At 64.9% G+C, this 10002-nt stretch carries 10 protein-coding genes; 4 read left to right on the top strand and 6 right to left on the bottom strand.

Annotated elements, in window-relative coordinates; all coding sequences use genetic code 11:
* Positions 1-20: 20 nt before the first annotated feature.
* Genes ACYQ0U_RS20640 through ACYQ0U_RS20625 form a run of 4 tightly spaced genes read right to left on the bottom strand, consistent with a single transcriptional unit; the run spans position 21 to position 3823 of the window.
* The gene (locus ACYQ0U_RS20640; RefSeq protein WP_459975765.1) at positions 21-743 is read right to left on the bottom strand and encodes an enoyl-CoA hydratase-related protein; all 723 of its coding nucleotides are present in this window, start codon (positions 741-743) and stop codon (positions 21-23) included.
* A gap of 41 nt (positions 744-784) precedes the next feature.
* Positions 785-1810, bottom strand: a complete 1026-nt coding sequence (locus ACYQ0U_RS20635) for an acyl-CoA dehydrogenase family protein (protein WP_459975764.1) — start codon at positions 1808-1810, stop codon at positions 785-787.
* 6 nt (positions 1811-1816) lie between these two features.
* Complete coding sequence (locus ACYQ0U_RS20630; RefSeq protein WP_459975763.1) at positions 1817-2971, bottom strand: acyl-CoA dehydrogenase family protein; 1155 nt, start codon at positions 2969-2971, stop codon at positions 1817-1819.
* A gap of 42 nt (positions 2972-3013) precedes the next feature.
* The gene (locus tag ACYQ0U_RS20625; RefSeq protein ID WP_459975762.1) at positions 3014-3823 is read right to left on the bottom strand and encodes an enoyl-CoA hydratase-related protein; all 810 of its coding nucleotides are present in this window, start codon (positions 3821-3823) and stop codon (positions 3014-3016) included.
* 104 nt (positions 3824-3927) lie between these two features.
* Here ACYQ0U_RS20625 and ACYQ0U_RS20620 point away from each other — a divergent pair, with 104 nt between their 5' ends.
* Positions 3928-4671 carry an SDR family NAD(P)-dependent oxidoreductase gene (locus ACYQ0U_RS20620; RefSeq protein ID WP_459975761.1) on the top strand — a complete coding sequence of 248 codons (744 nt, stop codon included), beginning with the start codon at positions 3928-3930 and terminating at the stop codon, positions 4669-4671.
* Positions 4668-5444 (top strand): enoyl-CoA hydratase/isomerase family protein, encoded by a 777-nt coding sequence (locus tag ACYQ0U_RS20615; RefSeq protein ID WP_459975760.1) that lies wholly within the window; start codon positions 4668-4670, stop codon positions 5442-5444. Before ACYQ0U_RS20620 ends, ACYQ0U_RS20615 begins: the two co-directional genes overlap by 4 nt.
* A 21-nt stretch (positions 5445-5465) precedes the next feature.
* Here the strand turns inward: ACYQ0U_RS20615 and ACYQ0U_RS20610 are convergent, their stop codons facing one another.
* Positions 5466-6167: an MFS transporter gene (locus ACYQ0U_RS20610; RefSeq protein ID WP_459975759.1), complete on the bottom strand. Its 702-nt coding sequence runs from the start codon at positions 6165-6167 to the stop codon at positions 5466-5468.
* A 56-nt stretch (positions 6168-6223) separates the two neighbouring features.
* Positions 6224-6997: an MFS transporter gene (locus tag ACYQ0U_RS20605; protein ID WP_459975758.1), complete on the bottom strand. Its 774-nt coding sequence runs from the start codon at positions 6995-6997 to the stop codon at positions 6224-6226.
* A gap of 492 nt (positions 6998-7489) precedes the next feature.
* Between ACYQ0U_RS20605 and ACYQ0U_RS20600 the strand changes: the two genes are divergently transcribed.
* Both ACYQ0U_RS20600 and ACYQ0U_RS20595 read left to right on the top strand, forming a co-directional pair.
* Positions 7490-8644: an acyl-CoA dehydrogenase family protein gene (locus tag ACYQ0U_RS20600; protein ID WP_459975757.1), complete on the top strand. Its 1155-nt coding sequence runs from the start codon at positions 7490-7492 to the stop codon at positions 8642-8644.
* Positions 8645-8661: 17 nt separating this feature from the next.
* Positions 8662-9675 (top strand): acyl-CoA dehydrogenase family protein, encoded by a 1014-nt coding sequence (locus ACYQ0U_RS20595; RefSeq protein ID WP_459975756.1) that lies wholly within the window; start codon positions 8662-8664, stop codon positions 9673-9675.
* Positions 9676-10002: the final 327 nt, after the last annotated feature.

Raw genomic sequence — 10002 nt, 5'->3', positions numbered from 1 at the left:
AAGGTCTTGCGATACAGGCATCAGGATCTCCCGTGGATGCGCGCGCGCATGGCAGCAACCCGATCGCGGAAGTAGGGCAGCGTCGTCGACCAAAGCTGGGCCCGAGCTTCCATCTCCACCGCTTCGTCTTGCGACTCGCAGTGCTCCCCGAGTGCCATCGTCGCCTTGGTCCGAATCAGAAGCTCGCGGGGAACAGACCCAGCGCGAGCGCCCAGGTCCACAGCCGTCCGCACCAGTTCTTCTGGCTCGACACAGGCGATAGCCAGACCGGCATCAACGCTGCGCTGGCCGTCCAGTTCCTCGCCGCAAAGCACGAGCGCCTTCGCGAGCTGAGCACCGACGGCGCGCTGCAGCATCCACGTGTGGCTGCCGCCAGGGTGAAGTCCGATCTCGAGGAACCTGGCGATGAACCTAGCCTTCGGGCTGACAACGCGAAGGTCGCAGCACAGGGCCAAGTTGAACCCCGCTCCGGTCGCGGCCCCGTTGACAGCCGCGATGGTGAGCAGGCTGCTGCGGCTCAACCTCAGGAACGCGTCATAAAGACGCCGATACTCAGACAAGTCTCCTCGCAGCAGGACGTCGAGATCGGCGCCGGCGCAGAAGGCCGACCCTGCTCCCGTCACGACCACGGCCGAGATGGTGTCATCTGCCTCGAGCTCGGTCATGACCTGGTCGATCGATGCGGCCAGCTCAAGGGTGATGGCATTGCGGTGCGGGGCGTCATCCAAGGTGATCACGGCCACTGCCCCAAGGCGCTCGAGCCGGACTCCCGGCGGAGTCGCGTTCACGGCCGCACCCCCAGGTCGGCGGAGGGCGTCGCCAGCAGTTCGGCCGCGATTCGAGAGGTCACGGCTGTCGGCGCGCCATAGAATTGCTCCATAACCTTGCCTCTCTTGAGCCACATGTGCAGGTCGAACTCCATGGTGAAACCCATTGCCCCGTGACACTGCAGCGCGGCCTCGTTCGCGAGCCGAGCGATTCGTGTGGCAAAGGCCTTCGCAACCAGCGCCGAGAGCGGCGCTTGCGGGTCGTTGCGGTCGATGCGGTGCGCCGCTACCCACATGCTCGGGCGGGCCAATTCCACTCCGGTCGCCACATCGGCCAACTTGTGCTTGACGGCCTGGAAGGATCCGATCGCCCGGCCGAACTGGAAGCGCTGCTCAGTGTAGAGAACCGTCAGCTCAAGCAAGCGTGCGCTGAGACCCAGAAGATAGGCGGCGGTTAAGGTTAACACCGTCGCTTCGAGACGAGCAGCCGCGTCTGATCCGGCGAGACGGGTCGCCTCAGCTGACGAGTCCGGTAGGGCGAAGATCGGTCTGGCGGCGTCGATGCTCGCGAGCCGCTGTTGTGGGACTGACTTTGCGTCGATGATGGACAGGGAGTTGTCAGATCCGGCCAGCACCCAGGCGGGGCGGTCGAACCCGGCGGCGTGCCGCTGGCCGGGCAGCGCCACGACCGCGCAACGGTCGCCCGCGACAATCGACTCAAGCCACATGTCAGCCGACGGTCCCGCATCGACGAGGGTTGGGACGGCGGCCAGCGTCTCCAGAAGGGGAGCCGAATAGGCTGCCCGGCCGGACTCTTCAACCACCAGCGCTAGCTCGACAACGCCTTGCCCCAGCCCGCCGTCGCGCTCGGGGACCGGCAGCCCGAAGAACCCCATGGACGCCAGTTTCCGCCACGCTGCCTCATCGACCCGGCCGTTGCTCTCCCAATCGAGCCGAAGTCTCTCGACGTCGTACTCGGCCTCGAAGAACTCCCGGGCGCCGTATGCGATCTCTCGCTGCGCCGGCGTCAGGTCAACCCTCATGTGCACTCATCCCCGTGGAAGGCCGAGGCCACGCTCGGCGATTTGGTTGCGCTGTACCTCGTTGGCGCCGGCGAAGATCATCGCGGCGCGGGCGTGCCAGTAGTCGCGCACCGCGCCTTGCCGCGCCCCCAACGCTTCGTCGAGCAGGTCCGCCGAACTACCGAGAACGTCGCGAACGCACTCCTGGATGGCAGCGTCCATCTCGGTCCAGAACAGCTTGATCATGTTCGCTTCGGCACGGTGCGCGGGCGCGTCCTGATCACGAGTCACGGTGTGCTGCATGTACCAGCCGAAGACTTCGGTCTCCACGTAGGACTGCACCAACCGCTCGCGCAGGGCGGGTTCCTCAAACGCCTGCTCGTAGTGGCTCAGTTCAATCAACGAGCGCACGCTCCGACTAAAGCGGATGTGATCGGCCAGCCCGTTCGACCGCTCGAACGTCAGCGCCTTCAGTGCGACGGCCCATCCCTCACCCACTGCGCCGATTACGTGATCTCTGGGGACGAAGACATCATCGAAGAAGACCTCCGCGAACCCGAGCTCACCGTGGAGTTGGCGCATTGGCTTGACTGTCACGCCTTCTGCGTCAAGTGGGACTAACACAAACGAGAGGCCGTCGTGCCGCCGGCTGTGCTCGTCGGTACGCACCAGCGCGAACATCCAGTTCGCGAATACTGCGAGCGACGTCCACAGCTTGTGACCGTTGATTACGAGGCCATCTGCTTCAACTCGTCCGATCGTCCGAACTGAGGCGAGGTCCGATCCAGACTCTCGCTCCGAGAATCCCTGGCACCAGATGTCCTCGCACGTGAGGATCCGGCCGAGCCATCTGCTCTTCTGCTCGTCTGTGCCTAGCGCGATCAGGGTCGGACCGATCAGACCAAGACCCATCCGGTTGAGACGCTTGGGCGCTCCAGACCGGATGTATTCCTCTTGGAAGATTGCCTGCATCAACGGGCTCAGCCCTCCCCCGCCGTATGCGGTGGGCCAGTGCGGCGCCGAGTAGCCCGCGCCGTGCAAGGTTCGTTCCCAATCGAGATGCTGGCTCAGACCGCGGGGTGTCTCCATCGCCTCGAAGGTCTCCGTCGGGGCGTTGGTCTGCAGCCACTCTCGGACCTTTACGCGAAACGCGTTCTCGCGTGCGGTCGGCTCAAGCTCCAAGACTCACCACCCGAGGTGATACAGGCTGGTCGAACCGCATGCTCATCGCCATGCCGAGAAGTCTGGGGTGCGCTTCTCCATGAAGGCGCTCGCCCCTTCAGTTTGCTCGCCGGACGCGAAGAACTGCGGATTCACCTCGTGCAGCAGTCGGTGGCTGTCCTGTGCCTCTCGCACGTGCGCCCAGGAGTCGTCGAACGACTTCTTGACGAGCTTGAGCACGGTGGGGCTGAGCGCCAGCAGCTCGTCGCACCATCGAGCGACTTCTTCGTCCAACTTCTCAGGAGCGACCGCGGCGTTGATGAGACCCCACTGCTCGGCCTGGGCGGCGCTGTAACGGCGACACAGCATCCAGATCTCTTTGGCCCGCTTCATGCCGACGACCATCCAGAGGTGACTGACGAGCCAGCCTTCTGCCGGACTTCCCACCCGGGGGCCGTTTTGGCCGAAGGTCGAGCGATCGGAGGCAATAGTGAAGTCGCACATGTAGGCGAGGTGGTGCCCGCCGCCGATGGCGTAGCCGTCGACCCTGGCAATGACGGGCTTGAGACCGTCGCGAAAGGCTCGGTAGAGATCCTTCATAACCTCGTCGAACGCCGCCGACGCGTCGTCGCCGCCAGTGAACGTCTGCTCGTCCTCGACGCTGACGTCCCCACCGGCCGAGAACGCGCGGTCACCGGCACCAGTCAGCACGATCACGCCGACACGGCCGTCCTTTCCTGCCTCCTCAACCGCGTTCGTGAGTCGACGCACGGTGTCAGGGGTGAAGGCATTCAACCGGCTGGGCCTGTTGATGGTGATGGTCGCGACTGCGCCTTGGACGTCGTAGAGAACGTCGAGCTCGGTGTTCGTCATCTCACTCCATTCCTCGTGATGATTATGATTCTACGCTAGGAGGTTCCCATGCGCCTGACAAGGGCGCTATCTTATGATCATCATAATCTACCAAGGGAGTGCAGATGACTGACCGCCGCACGGCACTGGTGACCGGGGGGGCTGGAGGAATCGGTGTCGAGGTGTGCCGCGAACTGGCGGCCGACGGGCACTTCGTCGTGGTCGCTGACCTGTCCCTAGATGCAGCGCAGCAGGTCGCAGCGGAATTTGATGGGCTTGGCATCGCCTTCGACGTCACGAGCGCGGAGTCGATCGCGGCCGGCCTCGCGGCCATCGGCGCCGTGGCCGACTCCCCGACGATCGTGGCCAACGTCGCCGGCTGGGACAACCTGATGCCGTTCCTCGACACGGACGAGGCATTCAGCCAGAAGGTCGTTGATATCAACCTGCACGGACCGATCCGCGTCCTCCGCGCCACGCTGCCGGCCATGGTCGAGGCGCGCTGGGGGCGCGTCGTGAACGTGGCATCCGACGCGGGGAGAGTTGGATCCTCCCTGGAGGCCGTCTACTCGGGAGCCAAGGGAGGCGTCATCGCCTTCACAAAGACCATCGCCCGCGAGTTCGCTCGATATGGGATCTCGGCTAACAACGTGTGCCCCGGACCAACCGACACCCCGCTGTTCCGCGATCTGATGGGATCGGGCGAGAAGGCCGATCGGACGCTCAACGCGATGGTGAACGCCGTCCCGATGCGCCGCCTCGGACTCCCGTCAGACGTGGCGCCCGCTGTCCGGTTCCTCGCGAGTGAGCCGGCTGGGTACATCACCGGCCAGACCATCTCGTGCAGCGGCGGCCTGACGATGTCATGACCGAATCCTCACGCGAGCTCGACGCGACTCCTTCCCGGTTGACCATCCGGGAAGGAGTCGCGGTCCTAACAATGGACAGTCCGCCGGTCAACGCGCTCAGCGAGTCTCTGATCGAGGGGGTCGGCGAACATGTCGATCGCGCCGCAGGGGAAGCGGTTGGAGTCCTGATCATCCGCTCCGCATCGCCGACCTTCTTCGGTGCCGGAGGTGACCTTCGCTTCTTTGAAGGGGCCACTGCCGACGAGTTTGGCAACTACTTGCACAACGTGCGCCGCCTGATGGACCAGATCGAGTCCTTCCCCTGCCCCACAGTTGCGTGCATCGATGGTGCCGCACTTGGGGGCGGTCTCGAGCTCGCACTGGCTTGCGACATTCGGTTCCTCGGCCACAAAGCCACACTCGCTCTTCCTGAGGTATCCCTCGGTCTCCTCCCGGGCGCCGGAGGTACCCAGAGACTGACGAAAGCAGTGGGCAGACAGCGCGCTCTTGATCTGATGCTCAGCGGACGTCGCATCGACGCGGCCACCGCGGCCGAATGGGGGCTGGGACGGCTCTGCACAGACCCAGGAGCGGAAGCGCACTCCTGGGCGGAGATCGTTGCCTCACAGCCTCGGCCTGCGGTCGAGGCGATCCGGCAGTGTGTTGCAGTAGCCGGCACTTCATTCGGTCCCGACCTGGAGCTGGCGTCCATTCGCGAGTTGTTCTCCTCGACGCATACTCGTGATCTGATCAGCGCGTTCATGTCCGCCCGTCGGTCCACGGATCCTCGCTAGGGCAGGTCTAGGCGGCCCTGGTCAAGCCGTGCCAACAGAGCGGCCGGGCCTGGCCGGGGTCGTGCGCCCGCTCAGGCGGACTCCCCAACAAAGCGCGCATGCCAGCACCGCGAGGCCTGCCAGCACAAGAGCGGATAGCGCGGCCCCGGCATGAAGCGCTCGAACCGCTCTTGGGCCGGCTTCGCCCAGCGACCCGTTGAACGCGGAGGCGATCTCGCCGGCAGGCACCTGTGAGATCGCCAGGGTGAGCGCAACGGCAGTACCAATCAGGGATCCAGCATTTTGTGCTGATGACCGGATCCCATTGACGGCGCCGCGCTGTCCTTCTCGCGCCGTCAGCATCAGCATGGTCGTACCAGGAGTCATGAAAAGACCTGTACCGATGCCCACCAGAAAGAGAGCAAACCAGAGGTATCCGCCGTTTGCTCCGCCCCACTCGAAGTCTGCTGCGACCGCCGCCGCACCGGCGGCGACCAATGCCAGGCCGGCGACGATCGGTACCGTAGGCCTAACGTGCACGGGGAGGGCGCCAACCGCTGCAGCGGACGCCACCGTCCCAATCGTCAGCGGCAGCAACCAAAGACCTACCCTCACCGGGCCGTGGTCACCCGTCGCCTGCATTGTGACCGCCACGAGCGCCACGACGCCATTAGGCGCAGCCGCATGCAAGAAAACGGATAGGAACAGGCGCCCACGCACACCAAGCAGCAGCCGCGGATCCACGAGCGGCACGGGGTCCCGCCACTGGTGCCATAAGAAACCCCCACCGACTACCGCAGTCACCAGGACAAGGAATGGGACTTCCCACGAGCGAAGGGGACCCGGCAGCTCGACCGACCCGGGCGAAGCCAACAAGGCGAGGCACCCAACGGCAATCGACGCGAAGAGCGCCCCGACGAGATCGAACCGCTCCTTTGACAGATTTGAGGGGGGCTCATGAACCGCATCGCCATGCAAGCGCCAACAACGCACAGCGGGACGGCGGCAACGAAGATGTACCGCCAGCCAAGCGTGCTGGTCACTATTCCGCCGAAGATCGGGCCCACCGCTTGCGCCCCAGCAGCAGTCGCGGCGTTCCACCCGAGTCCACGGGCGAGTGTCGATGAGGGAAGCATGTCCGAGATGGTCGGGGTAGTGCTGGTGATAATCACTGCAGCCCCGATTTCCTGCAGCGCTCGAGCAGCCAAGAGCACCTCGATCGTCGGCGACAGTGCACATCCGACGGTCGCCACCGCGAAGACCCCCATGCCGCCGAGATAGAGCGTTCGCCTGTCAAACAGGTCGGCCATGCGACCAAATGGCAGAATCAGGCAGGTACACGTGAGCAGGTATGAGAGCAGCACCCAAGAGCTCTGCGCAGCGCTTGCCCCGAGGTCCTTCGACACCGCAGGGATCGCGACGGTAACAGCCGTGGCGCTGACGAAGACCACAACTACCCCGGGGCCGGTGGTCGCCAGGGTCACCCCAAGGCCAACCGGCCGCCTTTGAGAAGCCGGGGCCGCCTTCGAACCGGCCCCGCGCCGGCTAAACCGATTCAACCGCGACACGGCCATTGCCGCTCCGATCCAGAGCGACTAAGCACCGACTCTCCTAAATTTCATCTTAATCATTAGAAGATGTTGCGACGCCTCGCCGGTCCCCGACCCGTCGTATTCCCGACATCCGGTCCAAGCGCCAACCTGCGGGCAGGGCTCCGAGTGTCCGTCCCGCCCTGCGAGCTGGCGAAGCAGATTGCATCAAGCAACGAGTCGTGAGATGCCGAGACGGACAGCCCGCGGTGACATGGCACTTGATTTGGGAGCTGCGCTACGAGAACGCCGGCCCGCAGGGGTTTGATGCATGCGCGCAGGTAGTACGCGGGAACTTGTTGCGAAGTACCGCAGCGGACGCACGTGAGCGACGTCCACTGCCTTGGCGGACGACTGAGCACGCCCTGACGTCACCAGTGCTCCTTGCGGGCCCGCACGCTGGATCCCGAAGCCGATCGTCGCGGGGATACCCGGGGTCGATTGAGCGCAGTGCCAAACTATGCGACTATTTAGCACGTGCCCGGACTTGACTCGCTCCACGTCGCGCCCCTCCGCGAGAGCCAACAGTTGCAAGCCCTTCGCGGCGAGGTGCGTGCCTTCATCGCTGAGGAATTGCGAAACGGGTCGTTCCGGCCTGCCATCGACTCGTGGATGACGTCCTGGGACAGCGACTTCTCGCGCCGGTTGGCAAAGCGCGGCTGGGTGGGCATGACGATTCCGACCGAGTACGGAGGCCACGGAGGGTCCTTTCTCGACCGGTTCGTAGTCACCGAAGAGCTGCTCGCCGCCGGAGCGCCCGTGACGGCTCACTGGTTCTCGGACCGCCAGGTAGCCCCCTCCCTGCTGCGGTTCGGCACCGAAATGCATAAGCGAGACTTCCTACCCCGCATCGCAAATGCCGACATCGCGTTCGCCATCGGCATGAGCGAACCCGACGCCGGCTCGGATCTTGCCAGCGTTCAAACCAAGGCAGTACGCGCAGCCGACGGTTGGAGAGTCACCGGCACCAAGATTTGGACGTCGCATGCGCATCGCGCGGACTACGCCATCTGCCTCGTCCGCACCTCGCCGCTCGACGTCACCCACCGCCATTCTGGCTTGAGCCAGCTGATCATCGACCTTCACGCCGAGGGGGTGACCGTCCGCCCTATCCTGTCTCTGAACGGAGAACACCACTTCAACGAGGTGCACTTTGATTCCGTCCACGTTCCCGACAGCATGGTTCTGGGGCAAGTCGGAGAGGGGTGGCACCAAGTGACGTCCGAGCTCGGGTACGAACGGAGCGGCCCCGAACGATTCCTTTCCGTACTTTTGCTCCTCGAAGACCTGCTGGCCGCCTTCCGCGCGGGCGAGCTGTCTCCGGACGGACAATTCGGTCACCTCTTCGCCCGCATCACGGCCCTTCACCACATGTCCCTCGGCGTCGCGGGCGCACTTGCGAACCACGGAAGCCCAGACGCAGCGGCTGGTGTAGTCAAGCACCTCGGCACCCTCACCGAGGCGGACATCACCGAATATGCCGCGAACCTGCTGGAGCCGCAGGCGGGCGACGAGGACGTACGACGGGTGTCCGTCGAACGCGCTCTCCTGAGCCGGCCCAGCTTCACCCTTCGTGGTGGCACGAACGAGATTCTGCGTGGCGTGATCGCACGGGAACTGGGGTTGCGTTGAGCGTTCAAGACTTGTCGGTGGACCCCGAGCTCGTCGGCCTGTTCAACCGGGTCATGGGTGACTGGCGCGCATCCCGGACAGAGCCAGGCGTCAAACTCGAAGCAGACCCTGCCTTGTGGGGCACCCTGGATGAGCTGGGCCTCACGCGACTCACCACCGAGGCGGACGCCACGTGGTTGGAAGCTGCCGCCCTCCTACGAGCCGCAGCCAAGGCGGCAGCGCCCCTGCCGCTTGCCGAGAATGACCTTCTCGGGCATTGGCTCCTGGCCATCGGTGACACCGGAGATCGAGAGGGCACCCGGACGGTAGCGCTTCTGGAGGGCAGCAACGAGGCAGCCCGCGTGCCTTGGGCACGGTTCGTTGACGGCGTTGTCGTGCTCGGCCGAGACGATGAAGGCTGGTACGTCGCCGATGCGCCAGCCCGCCACCTGTCGATCAGACCGGCATGGGACCTGGCCGGCCAACCGCGCGACACCGTCATCATCGACACCTTCTCACTGCAACGAACACGTGTCGATGAGTCTGTCGTCGCCGAGTACCGTCTACGCGGCGCGCTCGCGCGCTCCATTCAGATGGTTGGCGCCATGGAGCAGGCGATCGAGATGTCGGCCGAGTTCGCAAGAGACCGTTACCAGTTCGGTCGTCCGCTCGCGAAGTTCCAGGCTGTACAGCACCTGCTGGCGGACGCCGCCTGTGAGTGCGCCCTCGCGCGTGCAGCCACCGAGTCGGCCGTGGGTCTGATCGCCAGTCCCGGCCACACCTCTGACGAACTCGCACTTCGCGTGCTGGTCGCGAAGTCAGTCACCGGGCATGCGGTGTCGGCTGTGGTACGCAAGACCCACCAGGTTCACGGGGCCATTGGAACCACGCTGGAGTATCCGCTGCACGAGTTCACCAAGCCCGCTCTCGCTTGGTCGTCAGAGTTCATCTCCGTCAGCCAGGCCAACCACCAGCTGGCTCAGCGACTGCTCACCGGCAACACGAGCGTGTGGACGGCCGCGGTACCGCTTCCCGCAGGCGACCGCGAATGAGGAATCGGACGGGGCCGACAGACCCGAGCACCAGAGTTTCCCGACGCTGGTCAGCGCCTCGACCGAGAACCAAGCATCTGGGCCGCACCGAGACCCTCCCGCGCGACTGTTGATTGGCCGGCGGACGCGTGGGCCGCGCCTAAGGCCACCGCCGGCACCCAGTTGATCGGGCCCACGCCCTACGAGCGTCTCAACCCCGGTTCACTACCTCGGCGCATTCGCGGCAGGACGAGGGATGGGCGGCGTTGAACTGGTCGGTCCAGTAAACACGCCACGTCACCGCGAGGCGACCGCACGCCGTCAACGGGTCGCTGTCGATCCGAGCGT

The sequence above is a fragment of the Nocardioides pyridinolyticus genome (genome assembly GCF_054653575.1).
Note: the sequence above shows the minus strand (reverse complement) of the source record. Positions and strands in the feature narration are given on the sequence as shown.